Here is a 16,594-nt window from a genome sequence, read left to right on the forward strand (position 1 = left end):
CTGAGCGATAAAACAGCAACCTTTTACGACCTTTTCAGGAGGTTTGGAATGGCACTCCGTCGAATCAACAAACAAGGTGGTTTCACGCTAATCGAACTGGTGATTATCATCGTCGTGCTGGGTATTCTGGCGGCGGTAGCGATCCCCAAGTATCAGGACATCACTGGTGAAGCCAAGGAAGCGGCCTGTCGGGCGGCACTCGGTGGACTTAGATCGGGAATCACGATCTTCTACGCCAATCAGGCCGTGACTACCGGTACGGCCACCTGGCCCACGCTGGTCCAGCTTTCGACCTGGGGCACGGTTATGGCTCAGGGCATTCCGAAGAACCCGTACCAGGCCGATGCTAACGCTCCCGACTCTATTTGCACCGGTGTCACTCGTGGTGTACTGGTCGCCGGCGGGCGCGGAGGCTGGGCGTATCTCGAAGCCACCGGTGACATCTGGCCCAACACCAGCTCAGTTGGAGAGAACAACTGGTAAATCGGGCAACGATGACAAAAGCTCCATCAGGACGGTATATCAGGCTCGATCAGGGAGGATTTACCCTGATCGAGCTTGTCATAATAATCGTTACCCTCGGTATTCTGGCGGCCGTGGCAATACCGAAATTCGGCGACATGGCCAATTCATCCAAAGTCAATGCTACCCGCCAGGAACTCGCCGCTCTGAAGAAAGCTATCGTGGGTGACCCCAGCGTGACGGCCGGCGGAACCTATGTCGACCGTGGTTTCGAGGGCGATGTCGGGTATCCTCCGAGCCGCCTTCAGGATCTGGCCGCCAAGCCGGACAGCGTGAGCGCTTACAACGTTTTCACGCGACTGGGGTGGAACGGCCCGTATATCGACAGCTCCGGCGGTTTCTACCTGCTGGACGCCTGGGACAATGCCTACGGATACCAGCCCGGATCGAGACTGATCTTCTCCACGGGCGGCGGCAGCGACACTATCAGCGTCACTTTCTAAAGCGCGGTTCTACGATGACGGTTTTCAGTTTCCTCAAGAGAAAGCCCTCCGGGGCGGCAAGCTCCCCCGCCGAACAGACCCCCGCCCATTCGGTGCGGAAGGTACAGCCGCCGCGGCATTATACGGTCGGCCGCCGCCTGGCTTTCACCCTGAGTGAGGACTCGTTGCAAATGGCCGCTGCGAGCCATGTCGGCCCAAAAGTGGAGCTGCTGGACACCAGCAAACACTACTTGTCGGGTCCCGGCACTGAGGTAACTGAGAACCGCAACCAAAGCATACGGAGTGAAATAGGCCGCTACTACCGGGAGTTTGGCGGGCGTCACTCGACCGTTGTGGTAACCCTCACAGGCGCGGCAACCGCCTTGCGACTGGTCACGCTGCCCGAACTGAAGAGAGTTGACCTGCGAGCTGCCTTGGACTTTGAGTCCCGCCGGCAGATTCCGTTTCCATCAGAGGACTGCTGGATCGACAGCCGGATCATTGAAAGAGTCACTCTCGGTTCTGACCGCCAGGTTCGTGCCGCGGTGCTGGCAGCGACTAAGGTTGCCGTGGAGGACCAACTCGCGCCGTTTCACGAACTGGGCATACGCGTGGACTATGTCTACCATACCCAGGACGTGCTGGGCACTCTGCTTTGCAAGCTCTCTGACTTTGATCCCCACCGCAATTACATGCTGCTCGATGTCCACCGCCGGGCCACAAACATCTCGTATTACCAGGGCAGTGAACTGCAGTTCTTCCACGTGAGCTCGCTCGGTTCGTCGTTCCTGGCCAATCGAACGGATTCCACCATCTTCGAGTATTTCGCCGAGTCGTTAGCCACCGAACTTCAGAACTCGCTTGACTACTACGGCGGTCAGTTCACCGGGCAGTCCACCCACGCAGTATTCATCTACGGCGACCTCGCCTACACTACCGAACTAATAGACTTGCTCACGGACCGAGTCGGTTTCACCTTCCACCGTTTTCCCACGGAGCGCTTACAGATATCCCGCGACCGCGATGCCCCGTTTGAGTCTGACCTTCCCGTCTGCCTGCCGGCGGTCGCCGCGGCGGTCAACCAATCCAAGTCCGCTGATCTGCTCCCCGTACCGCTCAAACAGGCGCGCAGACAGCGAACCGTGTCCAAAGTGGGAGTCGCGGTGCTGACCCTGGCCTTGCTTCTCGCTCTCGGGCAGTGGCTCATCATGTCGACGCACATCAATACCTCGCGCAAGAGCCTCGACGAACTCAATCGCCAGATAACGGCATTCAGATCGAGCGAGCTGTTCGCTACTTATAGCCGGGTCAAGACGAGACTGGCCGCCAACCAAACCTACCTGGCCAAGACCAAAGAGGGGAGGTCGTACCTCGGCCTGAACCTGAAGGAGCTCTCCCTGGCAGTGCCCGACAGCGTACGCTTGATCAATCTTGACTATGCTCCTGAAAGTCCTGAGCGCAACTGCACCCTTACCGGGCTGGTCGTGACGCGGCAGACTCCCCCGGAGATCATCCTCGCCGAGCTGGTCGAGAACCTGAGCCGGTCGCCGTTTTATTCCGACGTGCGAGTGGAGCGGCATGTTAAGCGACGTCAAAATGATCAGTACGTCCTCGACTTCAACCTGACCCTGAGAGCGGTCCTGTGAACTCGATCAAGAACAGGATTACCTTGTTCGGCTTCGCCGCCGCCGCCCTGGCCGTAGTTTGGTACTTTTTGGTTTACTGCCCGACGGCTCAGTGTCTTAAGGTCGCCCACGACGATATCGACGAAGCCCAGCTCCAGTTGGCCGACTTCAATCGGACGATGGCCGAACTGCCCGAGTATCTCCAAGCCGATCAGAACCTCCAGGTCCTGCGCCACGAGCTTAATTCGTCACTTTACGCCAAAGATGACATCGTCGAGCTATTCCGCCAGATCGTGCGCGAAGCAAACGACTACGGTCTTCGCCTGGTCCAGATTACCCCGCCCGTTTCGGAACTGCTCGAATTAAACCGCCAGGCCTCGGCGGAAAACAACCCTCTGTTCCTTAACGTGACGCTTGACTTCAGGGGCGAATATCTGGATTTCGGCCGGTTCGTCACCAGACTCGAAACGCAGCCGTATTTTCGCGAGGCCACGGCTTGCCATATCCGCGGGCAGCAGACACCCTCGCCTGTGCTCGATCTTTCACTCTCATTCCGTGCTCTGCTCGGAAGCGTGGAGGCGGCGTCATGAACGAGAAGCTGCGAAAGAAGATTGTGTTTGCGACTCTGCCGCTCGCGCTCGCCTGGGCCGGCTACAATCTGATCGGAAAGAAGAACCCGTCCCCCGCGCCGACAACCGCGCCCACACCGATGATACCGCCGTCGCCAATCATCCCGACGACTGCCGCTTCGCCGAAGATCGCCGATCTCGAGGCTAAAGCTGACGCCCCGTGGGGTCGAGACCCGTTCCAGCTTAGATCTCGTCACGGCAGAACTCGGTTCGCGGTCGTCGACCGCTCGAGCTCGCTGGCCTGGACCCTGGCCGGCATTATCCACAATAACCGGCATCCGCTTGCGCTGATCAACAACCGCATGGTCGGTATCGGAGAGCGGGTCGATTCGGCTACCATAGTGGCGATAGAGAAAGAAACGGTGACGCTGGAATACCAGGGGCGTCGGATCAAGCTGAAACTCACCAAAGGTTAATAACATGAAAAGCACCGTTCTGACTTCGATACTCGTGTTGATCCTGGCTGTTGCGTCGACAGCCCAGCTCCCCAAGGATCGGACACTCTCCCTCGTGCTCGATGACGTGCCGATCACTACCGCGTTGAATATGATAGCCGTGCAAAACGGGCTTAACCTGGTAGTGGCGGGCGATGTTGGCGGCCGGGTAAGTCTGCGCCTGGACAGTGTCGATGTCGCTGCGGCACTCGACGCCGTCCTCGTGGCCAACGGGTTCAACTACTTCGTGAAAGACAATGTGATCGTTGTGAAAGCGGTTTCGAGTGAGGCGGCCGGCGAACTCGACGCCCGTGTGGTTACCCTGAAGTATATCAGCCCGATAACCGCGGAAAAAGCGATAGCCGCGCTCAAATCAGCCAAAGGGAGCGTGACTATCCTCGATCAGAGCAGCCAGGGCGACGCTGCCGCGGGCAAGCGATATCACGCCAACCGGATCGTCATCACCGACTACCCCGGCCTGCTCGACCGGCTTGTAAGCGTTGTCGAAAAAATCGACCTGCCGGAAAAGTCCATTCTGATCGAGGCCAAGATCGTCGAAACCACAATCGACGCGTCGTCCAACCTCGGCATGAGCTGGCCCACCGCGCTCACGGCACGGCTATCTGACGACAAAGCAACCGGTTCCTCGTCATCGACGACGACCCAGCCGAGCTCCAGCGGCGTCTGGCAGCCCCAGACCGGCGACTGGACCTGGGGCAAGCTTTCGGTCGGCGAGGTCAACTGGATTCTGAACATGTTGGAGAAGGACGGCAACAGCCGTTTGGTGTCCGATCCGCACATCACCACGCTCGAGAACCACGAGGCGGTTTTCAAGTTCGAGACGATCATCCCGATCCAGACCATTAATCGTTTCACCGAGGGCGCCGCCACCAGTGATATCGTCTCCTTCGAGGACAAAGCGGTCGGCATTTCGCTGCGGGTCGTACCGAGGATTAACGAGGGCGGGACGATTACGCTTGAGGTCGAGCCCCAGGTCGAAGACATCCTCAGGTTTGTCGGGCCGGAGGATAATCAAAAGCCGGTAACAGCCTCGCGCTCGATTCACGCCTGGATTACCGTTAACGACGGCGAAAGCGTGGCGCTCGGTGGGCTGCTGAAAGAAAGCGAGATCGAAAGCGTTCAGCGAGTACCCCTGTTGGGGCATATCCCCCTGCTCGGTTCGTGGCTTTTCAGCAGCAAATCCAAACAGAAGAGCTCGACCGACCTGCTGATTCTCATCACTCCCCGGATCCTGCCCTGATCAGGAGCGCCCCAGCCGCCAGCGTGTCGAGCGGCTGAACCATAGCTGCAGCGAGAACAGGATCGCCACCAAATCGAATATCAGCGCCTGCCAGGCCGGGCCGGTGGCTGACTTACCGGCCTTGAAACAGCCGCAGTCAATATCGATACCTCGCACGATCGTACTCGCCAGAGCGGTAATGAAAACCACGAGCAATAGATTGGCCCAGATAACCGCTCCTCGGTAAGCCAGTCCGAAAATAACAGCCAGCCCGATGATCAGCTCCAGCCAGGGAAGAATCAGCGCCATCAGATTAATGAGGGATCCCGGTACCAGATGGTACTGCCAGATCGATTTAGCGAACGACCCCGGCTCAATGATTTTATAAAACGACGCTACAATGTACATCCCGCCGACAAGCAGGCGCGAAAGCATGGTCAACTGGTCGGTGTCGATTAGTCGGCGCATTCGGCCCGCCTTTCTACTTCAAGGCCGAATTTCTCCCACTCGCGAGCGCCGCCGAAGAATATCAGCACATTGGTGTAACCGTACTGTCTCAGGTTGCGCGCCAGGTGCAACGACAGGTCGCACTCTTCGCCGGAGCAGAACACTACCAGAGCCTTGTCCCGGCTGATTCCTCCGAAAGCCGAGTCAAAATAGGGCACCAGATCGCCTTCGGGAAGATACTCAAACGGCACGTTAACCGAGCCGGGGATTGTACCGCAGACGAACTCCTCGCGGTCGCGGGCATCGACAAAGGTCGCCAGTCCAAGTTCGAATTCCATTTGGGCCTGGTTTATATCGACAAACGGCGGGTCGCCCTCCTGGGCGTCGGGCGGGACAATCGGCCCCTCACCGGATGACAGGTTGCGGTAGTTGCCTATCCACGGAATTCGATTTGGTGAGACCGTATTCAGCAACAGGCCAAGAACAGCAGCCAGGAGTAGCAGGACGAAAAACTGTCGAAATGTCATGACTTACTATGCAGCCTCTCCACTAAGATGCGCCGTGGAGCACCAATGTTACTCCGGAGATCGGACGTTTTGTTTATCAATTGTGCCCGCTGTGAGTCGACAACAGGCTCATCAGCATTATACCCGCCAACATGAGTAACAGGTTCACCCAGCGGCGGTCTCTGGTGTGAAAGACCTCCGGCAGGAGGTCGGCAGTGGCCACGTAAAGGAACGACCCGGTGACTATACCGGTGATCTGCCATAGCTGATCCGGCGAGCCAAGGTCGACAATCGGCGCCAATACCAATGCCCCGATCGGCGCCGTAGCGGCGAAAAAGAGTAGGCCAAACCAGATCCGCCTGCGCGATTGCCCGGCCAGCACCATGAGTGACACCAGGCTGAGCGCCGCCGGCACTTTATGCGCCAGTATCGAAATGAACAAAACCCGACCCAGCTCAGGGTCTGTCATAGCAACAGCAAGCCCCAGCCCCTCCATAAGCGAGTGCACCGACAGACCTATCAGCACCGTAATTGACACTACCAGATGGCCGTGGGCGTGTCCTTCGCCGCTGTGAAGTAGTATCCGTTCCACGAAAAAAATCAGCAGGTAACCTGCCAGAATAAAGAGCCCGGCGCGGTTCATTGATTCCTGATGCATAACCTCCGGCAGCAGATGATAGAACACCGCGCCAAGAAAGATGCCCGCCCCGAAAGAGAGAAACAGGTGGAGCCGCTCATCGGACCAGCGTCTCACAAGAGTGATTATTCCCCCGGCCACTGTCGCCGCGAACATCAGGAGACAGTACCAAACCAGATCGTACGACATGTCGGCGACTATACCGATCCCTGCCGAAGAGTGTCAAGGAAAATAGCGCTAACACTAAACGAGCGACTCTGTGGGTAGGCGATTAGGGAGTACAGGACGGGCCGGCGGCAACGATCCACTTCGCCGGAGGAGGCCTAACGGAAGCGAGTAGACGCCAAAAAAAATCAGGCCGTCGGGGAGTTGCTCACCCGCGTCCTGACCAGGGTATGATGGCCTTTGAGGATCTCGCCGACCACATCGGCGAACTTCCTGGGGGTCAACACTTGAAGGCCATAGACATGCCAGCAGGTCTTTGGGCCTGGGACGGCGTACTTGACGGGTACTTTTCTTCTTGGCATAGCACTTTCCCTTCGTCAAAGGTCACTATTTCGGGCAGTTAGCTACTCAAAGCGCAGTAGCGACCTTCAGGGTGCTATCTTCTCTGCTCGTACCCCTCTGGCGAATGCCGGGCCAAAAACGCCCGCTTCGCACTCCAGCCATCCGAGAGGCTATCGCCTCTCTATATATTAGTCGGCTGACATACACTTACGATGTCAGGAGCTTGTGTAACTTTTTGATCGCCCTCTGCTTATAAATGTTCACAACCTGCTGAGTAATCCCCAGATCGCGGGCTGTATCGCGCTCCTTGCGGCCGGCGAGAAAGGCTCGGATGACCTGCTGCTGGCGCTCGGACAGCGAATGCCCGATATGCCAACGCAACTTCTGGCGGAAGCGTTGCGACAGCTCCGGTGCGCTGGGTTCGCTGTCGCCGATATGATAAGCGGATTGGGTGTTGGCGAAGGATTCGAGGATTAATTTATCGACCGGCAGTTCCGCGAATTCGTGTTCCTTGCGTTTGCCCATACCCCTGGTCGTTTCTCAGAAGTCGACGTGATGTTGTTTGCGGATTTCGTTTAGCCGATCGACGCTTATGCTGAACTTAGTGGCTGTTTCGGTGCGCACCTCAGTGACCGCCACCTGGTATTCGTAGGCGGAAAGATCCGACGGAAGGTGGGCCATCGCCCGACGATAATAATTCAGAATCTCTTCGTGGCGCGCGCCGGTCTCCCCCGCTGGCCGGGCCGACTTGTTCATGCCGGGAGCCGTCTTGCCGGCCTGCGCCTTCTGCTTGAGTCGGCTAAGATCGGCCCGCTGAGCATCGATACGACGTTCCAGTGAGTCGATCGTGTGCCGATGAACAGTATCCAGATACACCAGCGAATCGGCCATCGCTGTGCGGTACTCGGCCAGGGCCTGGCGTTCTTTCCCGATAAGCTCCGCCAGGGAATCGTAATCAGGCTGACTGGAAACCACACTGTCCGCACCGGTCCGATAGCCTTTTCTAAAAGCGTCTTCCTGCCGTTCCGAGTCGCGGGTCACCTGCAGGTAGACGACCGCGACAATGACAGCCAGCAGGAAAATCCCGAGCACGAGTTTTTTCATATTAGTGCGCCTACTTGACGGCGAGAATATCCGGGCACCACGGCAGCGTCAAGTTTGAACTTGTCACTGGGGGAATCAGTCAGCTTTGACGTGGTGAGGCGGCCTCACGCTCGAGCTGACTCAATGACAGGTGACCCTTGCGGAGGTAGTAGAATCCCATGAGCGTAATCGGAATATACTGTGCGGCATGGAGTACCAGAGCGAATGACAGAGCCGCCTCTCTGCCAATACCGTATTGGGTCAGAGTAAACACGGTGCCCGCGTGATAAACGCCGACAAACCCGGGTGACGACGGAATCAGGATTGAAATCGAGACGACAACCAGCAGGAAGTATGAAGCCTCGATCGGCATATCAAAACCGAAAGCCACAAAGACAAAGTAGTTCGACACACCCATAAGCAGCCAGATGAGCAGAGTTTGGAGGGCGACCCAGGTCGCGGCCCGAGGCTGGGTTATGAACTCGAGCCCGCTGGAGAAGCGGAGGACGATGGCCTTGACCGTCTCTTTGGCGCGATCAGGCAAAAAGAACAAATAGCGAGTCATGTACTCACCGGCCTGGCCCGGCTTGATTGCGAGAAGGAACACAAAAACTACGCCCAGCAGGGCGACTACAATTGACAGAAGGATACCGACTTTCATCTGGCCCGGGATATCCACTGCGGCAACCGCCACCACCGCCCCGAAAATAAGCAGTAGCGCGGCCAGGTCGAACACCATGCGCTCGACAAAGATGGTCGCCAGCGACGCCGACTTGCTGACCTCGCGGTCCTGGTACGCCAGCGAATAAGCCCGAACGAACTCGCCCAGCCGAAGTGGCAGCACGTTGTTAGCCATGAAACCGATACAGGTGGCCGCGAGCAGCTTGTCATACGCTACTTCTTTTACTGGCCGGATCATGAACTTCCACCGGTAGGCCCGCTGATACATGGCAAACACGACCATCGCAATGTTCGGCGCCAGCCACCAGTAGTTGGCCTGCTTGAGCGATGCCGTCAGTGCGACAAAGTCTATCTCCCAGAAGAGCAGCGCGATAAACGCCACGGAAATGACAATTCCCGCCAATATCGACAGCACGCGGTGGCCGGTGGTCACAATCCCCCCTCGGCTACTTGAAATAGCAGCTTCTCAAACTGGTCGGCGGCGCTATCCCAGTTGAACCGGTCGGCCCACACCAGTCCCCCTTGCTCGAGTCGATGCCTCAACTCGGAGTCCTGCAATATCAGCATGATTTTCCCCGCGAGATCATCGATGTTTCCGTATTCGTAGAGGAGTCCGGACTCGCCGTCTTTGACCGAGTCTCTAAGCCCCGGGGTGCGTGCCGCCACTACTGCAGTTCCGCAGGCGTTGGCCTCGATATTAGTCAACCCCCAGCCTTCCTTAAGCGATGGCAGCACCGCAACATGCGCCCGTCTCATGCGCTCGACTTTCTCCTCGGGCGCAACGTACCCCGTAAACTCTACGGCATTGTCGACCTCGAGACTCCGCGCCAGCGATTTCAAGTTCTTCATATAATCGCCCGAGCCGACAATCATCAGACGGGCATCGGGCAGCTTTCGCCGGACTTTCTTCATCGCGAGAATCAGATGCTGGATCGACTTGTATTTCTTTATCCTGCCAAGATAAAGGGCCGTCGGTTGTTTGTATTTAGTTACCGCCGGATCCCTGTAGTACATAACGCGATCAATACCGCAATGAATGACCGAGATGTCCTCGCGGAGAATCCCCCGTGCTACAATGTCATCGGCGGTTGATTCCGAAATCACGTTGAACTTGCAGCCTCGGTAGATCGGCACCAGAGGCCTTTCAGCGAGAAAAATGTATGTGCCCAGCACGAAGTTTATCTCGTGAAATACCGTGGTGGCAAACAGATGAGGAATCACAACCAGGCGCTTCATCCGCAGGTAGAGAGGCGTGTAAAACGGAATCTTGTTGATATCCTCGATCAGAAGTTCAAATCGTGACTCCCTGGCGAGGCGCCGAAGGTGAAACGGCGCAACCCAATTGAAGTTGTACCGGTTGCCGCACCGTACAATCCGCACGCCTGCGATTGTTTCTTCGCGCCTGCAGCCGGCCCACCCGGAGCAAAGCAGGGTGGCGGTATGCCCGCGCGCGGTCAGACGCCTTAGCAGTTCTTCGAGGTGGACCTCGGCGCCGCCGGCGTACGGATTTCCCAGATCGTTCCAGTTGAGAACCAGCAGGTTCACGGGGTATCGCTCCGCCGGTCGCGCAGTTGTTCGAGCTGCTTTTGCAGCTCGGCGAGGGCCTCCCTTATTTCATTGTCGCGTGGGTTCTTTGCCACCCACGTCTGCAACGTTCTGTACATCGATTCGATATCCCGTTCCCGAATGTAGATTCGAATCAGCTCGTCGAGTCCATCACGAAACGACGGGTGCCTTTCGAGTATCTGGATCAGCAGTGCTTTGGCCACGGCTGTCTCGCCGGAGCGTTCATACGCCCGCGCGAGCGCCAACTGCGCGGCCAGTGAATCAACATTAGGATACTGGGCCATGATGGCGGACAGGCGGGACGTATCTCCGGTTTCCGCGATTATCGATATCATAGTTTCGATAGCATCGGTGGTTCGGTACACCGAATCAGCCACGAACCGCACCACATCCTCCGCTTCGCGCCAGCGCTGCTCCCGAATGAGGGCGTCGGCCAGGGCCATGACACGATCGGCCACACCCGCGATGGAGCGCTCAGTCATCTCGTCCCGAAAAACAATAGGATCGGTCCAGCCCCGATATTTCAGTTTTCCCGAGGTCATCATCAATTCACGGTTGATTTCTACAGGCACTCGGATGCTTCCGCCTGAGGACAAGTCGGTAAGCAGATAGGTGAGTCCGCGCATTTCCAGCAGCGAGTCGATCTGCTCGCCGTAGTAGCGCCGCGATGACGGATTGGCCAGGAGCGTGAAGTGAATCGGCCGGCCGGAGACATTGTGCGAGATGATGGCGTCGGTGACCTGGTCCTGCAGACGAAAAGTCTTGCCGTCCTGCGTGCGAAACGGTGTCAGCTTGTCGATCTCCTGGTCGGTCCAGCCCAGCTCAATACCCATGTAGTCCCTAATCTGCTTAATATACCAGCCGCCGTTGGCCAGTGCGCAGCAGACCGATCGGACATCGCGCCGCACGCCGTAGACTTCCTGAAGGCACCAGAGCGGAAAAGTATCGTTGTCGCCATAAGTGAGCAGCACCGCATTCGGCTCGCACGATTCAAGTATGTTCGCGGCGTAATCATACGGCACATACACGCGCGAACGATCACAATAGAAGTAGTTATCGGCGAGCGTATGCACCGGAAGCACAAACAGCGCGGGCAGAGCTACGCCGATAACGTTGCGCGGCAGTTTGCTGAAGCGTTTTGTCAAGTCGCGCACAAGCTGTATTGTCGCCGTGATACCCAACCCCATGGCCAGGCCGAACAGCATGAATCCGGGGGTAAAGAAGTAATCTCGGTCGCGCACTTCGAGCCAGGCGTCATAGGCAGTCTGTCGGGCCCCGTCGGCAAAATTCATATACAAGATCAAACCCACAGTCGCCACCAGCAGCAGCGTGGCGAGAAATATCCCCATTTCAGGTTTTCGTCGGCAGGCCTCCCAGGCTCCAAACGCTCCCAACAAGACAGCGACTACGAACGTGCGCCCCGCGAACCCGTATTGCTCCCTGAAGAACCCCAGGAAGCCCATGCGCGCGTGGTCGCCGAACTGGTTTGCCCACTCGCCACGGCGTTTGAACATCCGTTCGGTCATCGACTGCGAGCCGTACTGTTTGCGCTCGAAAAAGTTGATCGTGGCTTCTAATGAATCCGATGGGGTGTTTTCATTGATGTAGGGATGCAGCGATGATCGAATCGGCGCAAACAGGTGCGTGGAGTACCCCGCGACCGCCATTACGATCACCAGCAGAGCCGTCCGCCAGCCCGCCACTTTCCAGATCAGGCCGAGAACGAGAACAACACCGGCTGACGCCAATGTCCCCCAAAAGAACTCTTTAACCCCGAGGACAATCATCGCCGGCCCGACCAGCGCCACTAGCACGGGGAGGTTTACATACCGCCAGATGAAGACACCGATCGCCAGAGCGAGGACAACGGAAATCAACAGGAAGGCGCGATAACCCTGAGGGCCGTTGGGAAGGCCGAGCTTGGTAACCGCGGCCAGCGCTACGGCCACCACAACGAAGATCGCGGCTACCTTGGCTCCGGCCACGTTCTTTCCATTCCCGTTCTTCGCTTTAGTTGTCTTGAAAAAGGAATACAGGGCGTAACCAATCAGCGCCAGTAGCGCAACGATTCCAAATGTCCGGTACCCTCCGCCCGGCCAGCCGGCGATGTGCGCGATGCCGGGAAAGGACGCCATCACGAACCCGACAGCGACAATCAGCAGGGAGACGGGGATACGGTCAAAGGAGAGCATGTAGAAGATGAAAATTAACCCCGTGATGGCTATCGGGAAGTAATACGGTACTTCGCTCGGATTCGAGGACAGCGCATATATCAGATACAGCTCGACTGCAAAGAACGCCCCGATAATGAACCAGTACCTCAATGGCGTTTCCTTCCTGAGCGAAAACACAATCACGGCGATCGGCAGAATCAGGAAGGTGGTCATGTGTACGCCGATACCGAGAAAGGCGAGATAGACCGCCAGCAACATGACTTTGTTGCCGAACTGACTTCCCCGGTGCTCGATAAACACCATGGCCAGCCAGGCAATCGCGAACATGAGCAGCATCGACATACCGTACACCTCGGCCTCGACCGAGTTGTTCCACTGCGTTCGACCAAACGCCAAGAACATCGCCCCGGCTGCAGGGCCGGCATAGATGAGAAGTCGGCCGTAGTACGAATTGTCGTCCCGGAACCAGTGGCGTATGATCCTCACCCCCAACAGGTATCCGAACATCGCCGCAAGCGACGAACACAGGCCGGACAACAGATTGACCCGCGCACAGATGTCGCTGAAAGTGGGCAGCATCGACGCTACCCGGCCAAAAAGGATATAGGTTGGGGTACCGGGAGGATGCGGTATTCCGAGGATGTATGAACAGGCGATAAACTCGCCACAGTCCCAAAAGGAGAGAGTCGGCGCCTGGGTACGTATATAAACGATCAGCGCCGTCAGCCACACCGCAATGGCAACAACGGCGTTGACTTTGTCGAATCTTTTCGGCAGGCTTACCAAATCGCGACGGTCTCTTCCTCGGTCGTCAAGTCAAAGGCCTATAAAGCAATCGGCCCGATCCAAAAGCAACCACTATTCCGAATCAGAACTTATACGTTGATTTGAGAATGGGCGGATGTCCGCGGTACCGGGGCCCACCGCGATTCGTGCCTGGCGTACCTCCCGGTGCGCCAGATCTCCGCAGGAAAATAGCGTGCTAAACCGAATCCGTCACCGACAGGTTCTTAATAAAGCTGTCCAGTATGCCGTTGATAAAAGCCGATGAATCCGCTGTAGAATACAACTTGACCAGCTCGATCGCCTCATTGAGCACCACTTTGACCGGCACGTCGGGCATGACCTTGAGTTCGGTCATCGCCATGCGCAGGACAATCTGATCGATCACAGCTATCCGTTCCAGGCGCCAATTGCGAGCCAGCGCTGAGATGGTACGGTCGGCCCAGTCCCGGTTTTGCCTCACGGCATCAAAAAGATGCCGCGCAAACACGAGAGAATTCTCATCGAGGCCGTCTTCGGAGATAACTTTGACGGCGATATCGTCCGGGCTCCCTCCTCCCACTTCAAGGGCATACAACCCTTGCAGCACCAGCTCGCGGGCGTGGCTTCGAGGCGATCGACTCATCGCCTATCCAATCGCCCGGTACAAATTGCCCATTTCGATAGCGGCCAGCGCGGCATCCCACCCCTTGTTGCCCGCCTTGGTTCCGGCGCGCTCAATCGCCTGCTCAAGCGTGTCCGCAGTGATCACACCGTAGATTACCGGAATCTTGAGCTCCATAGCCAGGCGGGCGATTCCTTTGGATGACTCCGCCGCCACGTAATCAAAATGCGGCGTGTCGCCGCGCACTACTGCGCCCAAACAGATCAGGGCATCGTAGCGGCCCGTAGCGGCCAGACGCGCGGTCGCAGCCGGAATTTCGAGCGCCCCGGGAACAAAGGCCACGGTCTGGTCGGCTTCGGTCGCGCCGTGACGCACGAGGCAGTCCAGTGCGCCGTCGACCAGCTTGTCGGTTAGAAAATCATTAAACCGGCTGACCACCAGCCCACATTTCAGCCCCTTGGCGTCGAGCTTGCCTTCAAGTCTTTTTACCGTCATCGCACACCTCAGATATTCTTCAGTTTCAACAAGTGTCCCAGTTTGTCGCGTTTGGTCTCGAGGTATTTGTACGTATGCTCCGATGGCGCCACCTCAATCGGCACTCGCTCGGTGATCTCGAGTCCGTACCCCTTGAGGCCAACCACCTTGCGGGGGTTGTTCGTCAAGAGGCGGATTGATGTCAACCCCAGGTCGGCCAGGATTTGTGCGCCGACTCCGTAGTCACGCAGGTCGGCGTCGAAGCCAAGATCGTTGTTCGCCTGCACCGTGTCACGTCCCTTGTCCTGCAGCTTGTAGGCGAGAATCTTGTTCGCGAGGCCAATCCCCCGCCCCTCCTGGCGCATGTAAACCAACACACCGAGACCGGCGCGGTCGATAAGCCGCATCGCCTCGTGCAACTGGGGGCCGCAATCGCACCGAAGGGAGCCAAGGACGTCACCGGTCAAACAGCTCGAGTGCACCCGTACGAGAACGTTTTGCTTTCCCGCTACGTCACCCTTTTCGAGAGCCAGATGGTGGTGATCGTCAACTTCCGACCGGTACAGATGCAGCTTGAACCTGCCGAACTGGGTGGGGAAATCGACCGTGGTCATTCGCTCCACGAGCTTCTCGGTCTGGCGACGGTACTCGATTAAGCTGCGCACTGTGGTGATCTTCAGCCCGAACTCAGTCGCTATCTCCATGAGCCTCGGTACCCGCGCCATGGTACCGTCATCATCCATGATTTCACACAGAACGCCGACCGGCCGGAATCCGGCCAGGCGAGCCAGGTCGGTGGCTGTTTCGGTATGTCCAGCCCGTGTCAGAACTCCGCCGGTCAGAGCCTTCAAGGGGAAAACATGCCCCGGTCTGCCGAAATCCTCTGGTCGAGTGTCGGGGTCGGCCAGCGCCTTTATGGTCCGGGCGCGATCATAAGCCGAGATGCCGGTGGTGGTTCCCTCGATAGCATCCACCGAAACAGTAAACCTGGTACCAAGTCGCGCTGTGTTCTTTTGAACCATCTGGTTGAGTTCAAGGCGCTCGAGATCGGTCTCCATCATAGGTACACACACCAGGCCGCGCCCATGAGTCACGAAGAAATTGACCATCTCCGGCGTGATCGCCTCCGCAGCCATGATGAGATCGCCCTCGTTCTCTCGATCCTCATCGTCCACCACGATGACACATTTCCCCTGGCGGATATCTTCAACAGTTTCCGGAATCGTATTAAAGCGGTATTCGTCGTTCATTACTACCATCCACTTCCGCGTAACATCTCCTCGGTGATACCCCGCGAAGACCCTGATTGCTGATACTTCAAGATGTATTTTCCTATCAAATCGAACTCGAGATTGACTGCCTCGCCCGGCTTCAAATCGGACAACGTCGTAGCCTGACCGGTATGCGGAATGAGATTCACGCTCAACCAGCCGGAGCGGCAATGATTTACCGTCAGGGAAACGCCGTCAATAGCTATCGAACCCTTATTAATCACCAGAGCATCGAAACCGGGTTCAAACTTGACCGCCAACTCCAATGACCGACCGACCGGTTTGAGATAGTCTACCGGACCGGTTGTATCCACATGGCCGGTAACTAAGTGCCCGCCCAGGCGGCTGCCCATCTGGAGCGCCCGTTCTAAATTGATTCGCGAACCTGCCTTTAGCCTCGACATATCCACTCGAGCAGCGGTTTCCTGCGAAAGTTCGGCGGTGAGCGAGCCTACGTCCCTAGCCACTACAGTGAGACAGACGCCGTGGCAGGCGATTGACTCGCCGATCTGGATTTCCTCCGAGGGCAGGGAGGACTTCACGGTCAAAATCGCGTAGTTCCCCTGGGGCCTGAGGGCCTCGACTAAACCGATTGTTTCAATAATGCCCGTAAACACTTCTATCGCCTAAAATTAGGATATCCTACAACAATCGTATCCGGACCCAGCCTTTCGACCGACTCAACCTCCAACCGGATGCTCTCGGCTAACTTGCGGATGCCCAGATCACCAATCGACGCGGTTCCTTCGCCAACAATCTTCGGGGCCAGTACCAGCACCATTTTGTCAACTAAGCCGGCTCGCAGCAACGACGTCGCCAGCGCCGAGCCGCCCTCGACCAGAATCGACTGGAACCCGAACGCGCCGGCTTTTTGAAGCAGGTCCGCCAAGTCGAGCCGGCCGCTTCCATTATGACCTATTTCCCAACAAATCAAACCGGGCCATCGTTTCCACAGTACGAAGCGGCGAATAGTTTTCGCGGGCGCCGCC

At 57.3% G+C, this 16,594-nt stretch carries 19 protein-coding genes; 6 read left to right on the forward strand and 13 right to left on the reverse strand.

Annotation, left to right across the window (positions count from 1 at the left end; all coding sequences use genetic code 11):
* The first annotated feature begins 48 nt into the window (after window positions 1–48).
* The 6 genes from AB1772_05285 to AB1772_05310 all read left to right on the forward strand — a co-directional run bounded on the left by AB1772_05285 (window position 49) and on the right by AB1772_05310 (window position 4,893).
* Entirely contained in the window at window positions 49–483 is a 435-nt protein-coding gene (locus tag AB1772_05285) for a prepilin-type N-terminal cleavage/methylation domain-containing protein (GenBank protein ID MEW5795754.1), read from the forward strand.
* 11 nt (window positions 484–494) lie between these two features.
* Window positions 495–965, forward strand: coding sequence for a prepilin-type N-terminal cleavage/methylation domain-containing protein (locus AB1772_05290; GenBank protein ID MEW5795755.1), 471 nt, complete (start codon window positions 495–497; stop codon window positions 963–965).
* A gap of 170 nt (window positions 966–1,135) precedes the next feature.
* Window positions 1,136–2,590 (forward strand): pilus assembly protein PilM, encoded by a 1,455-nt coding sequence (gene pilM / locus AB1772_05295; GenBank protein ID MEW5795756.1) that lies wholly within the window; start codon window positions 1,136–1,138, stop codon window positions 2,588–2,590.
* Window positions 2,587–3,159, forward strand: a complete 573-nt coding sequence (locus AB1772_05300) for a hypothetical protein (GenBank protein ID MEW5795757.1) — start codon at window positions 2,587–2,589, stop codon at window positions 3,157–3,159. The genes pilM and AB1772_05300 overlap by 4 nt, the downstream gene beginning before the upstream one ends.
* The gene (locus AB1772_05305) at window positions 3,156–3,614 is read left to right on the forward strand and encodes a hypothetical protein (protein ID MEW5795758.1); all 459 of its coding nucleotides are present in this window, start codon (window positions 3,156–3,158) and stop codon (window positions 3,612–3,614) included. The genes AB1772_05300 and AB1772_05305 overlap by 4 nt, the downstream gene beginning before the upstream one ends.
* A 4-nt stretch (window positions 3,615–3,618) precedes the next feature.
* On the forward strand, window positions 3,619–4,893 hold the full coding sequence (locus tag AB1772_05310) for a hypothetical protein (GenBank protein ID MEW5795759.1): 1,275 nt from the start codon (window positions 3,619–3,621) through the stop codon (window positions 4,891–4,893).
* Here AB1772_05310 and AB1772_05315 read toward each other — a convergent pair whose 3' ends face one another.
* The 13 genes from AB1772_05315 to AB1772_05375 all read right to left on the reverse strand — a co-directional run.
* A complete protein-coding gene (locus tag AB1772_05315; protein MEW5795760.1) occupies window positions 4,894–5,340 on the reverse strand; it encodes a MauE/DoxX family redox-associated membrane protein in 447 nt (148 codons plus the stop codon).
* Window positions 5,328–5,846 (reverse strand): rhodanese-like domain-containing protein, encoded by a 519-nt coding sequence (locus tag AB1772_05320; GenBank protein MEW5795761.1) that lies wholly within the window; start codon window positions 5,844–5,846, stop codon window positions 5,328–5,330. The genes AB1772_05315 and AB1772_05320 overlap by 13 nt, the downstream gene beginning before the upstream one ends.
* A 76-nt stretch (window positions 5,847–5,922) precedes the next feature.
* Window positions 5,923–6,651, reverse strand: a complete 729-nt coding sequence (locus tag AB1772_05325) for a ZIP family metal transporter (GenBank protein ID MEW5795762.1) — start codon at window positions 6,649–6,651, stop codon at window positions 5,923–5,925.
* Between the two features lie 525 nt (window positions 6,652–7,176).
* Window positions 7,177–7,494 carry a LuxR C-terminal-related transcriptional regulator gene (locus tag AB1772_05330; protein MEW5795763.1) on the reverse strand — a complete coding sequence of 106 codons (318 nt, stop codon included), beginning with the start codon at window positions 7,492–7,494 and terminating at the stop codon, window positions 7,177–7,179.
* A gap of 15 nt (window positions 7,495–7,509) precedes the next feature.
* Window positions 7,510–8,073 (reverse strand): hypothetical protein, encoded by a 564-nt coding sequence (locus AB1772_05335; GenBank protein ID MEW5795764.1) that lies wholly within the window; start codon window positions 8,071–8,073, stop codon window positions 7,510–7,512.
* Window positions 8,074–8,152: 79 nt separating this feature from the next.
* Window positions 8,153–9,166: a lysylphosphatidylglycerol synthase transmembrane domain-containing protein gene (locus AB1772_05340; protein ID MEW5795765.1), complete on the reverse strand. Its 1,014-nt coding sequence runs from the start codon at window positions 9,164–9,166 to the stop codon at window positions 8,153–8,155.
* Window positions 9,163–10,278, reverse strand: coding sequence for a glycosyltransferase family 4 protein (locus AB1772_05345; protein MEW5795766.1), 1,116 nt, complete (start codon window positions 10,276–10,278; stop codon window positions 9,163–9,165). The genes AB1772_05340 and AB1772_05345 overlap by 4 nt, the downstream gene beginning before the upstream one ends.
* Window positions 10,275–13,259, reverse strand: coding sequence for a DUF2723 domain-containing protein (locus tag AB1772_05350; protein ID MEW5795767.1), 2,985 nt, complete (start codon window positions 13,257–13,259; stop codon window positions 10,275–10,277). The genes AB1772_05345 and AB1772_05350 overlap by 4 nt, the downstream gene beginning before the upstream one ends.
* A 196-nt stretch (window positions 13,260–13,455) precedes the next feature.
* Window positions 13,456–13,881, reverse strand: coding sequence for a transcription antitermination factor NusB (gene nusB, locus AB1772_05355; protein ID MEW5795768.1), 426 nt, complete (start codon window positions 13,879–13,881; stop codon window positions 13,456–13,458).
* 3 nt (window positions 13,882–13,884) lie between these two features.
* A complete protein-coding gene (gene ribE / locus AB1772_05360) occupies window positions 13,885–14,355 on the reverse strand; it encodes a 6,7-dimethyl-8-ribityllumazine synthase (protein MEW5795769.1) in 471 nt (156 codons plus the stop codon).
* Between the two features lie 8 nt (window positions 14,356–14,363).
* Entirely contained in the window at window positions 14,364–15,584 is a 1,221-nt protein-coding gene (locus tag AB1772_05365) for a bifunctional 3,4-dihydroxy-2-butanone-4-phosphate synthase/GTP cyclohydrolase II (GenBank protein MEW5795770.1), read from the reverse strand.
* A gap of 2 nt (window positions 15,585–15,586) precedes the next feature.
* Window positions 15,587–16,222: a riboflavin synthase gene (locus tag AB1772_05370; GenBank protein MEW5795771.1), complete on the reverse strand. Its 636-nt coding sequence runs from the start codon at window positions 16,220–16,222 to the stop codon at window positions 15,587–15,589.
* Window positions 16,223–16,224: 2 nt separating this feature from the next.
* Window positions 16,225–16,594 (reverse strand): dihydrofolate reductase family protein (locus tag AB1772_05375; protein MEW5795772.1); only part of this gene is annotated, 370 nt, incomplete at its 5' end.

This window comes from Candidatus Zixiibacteriota bacterium (genome assembly GCA_040752815.1).
GTDB lineage: Bacteria > Zixibacteria > MSB-5A5 > GN15 > FEB-12 > JAGGTI01.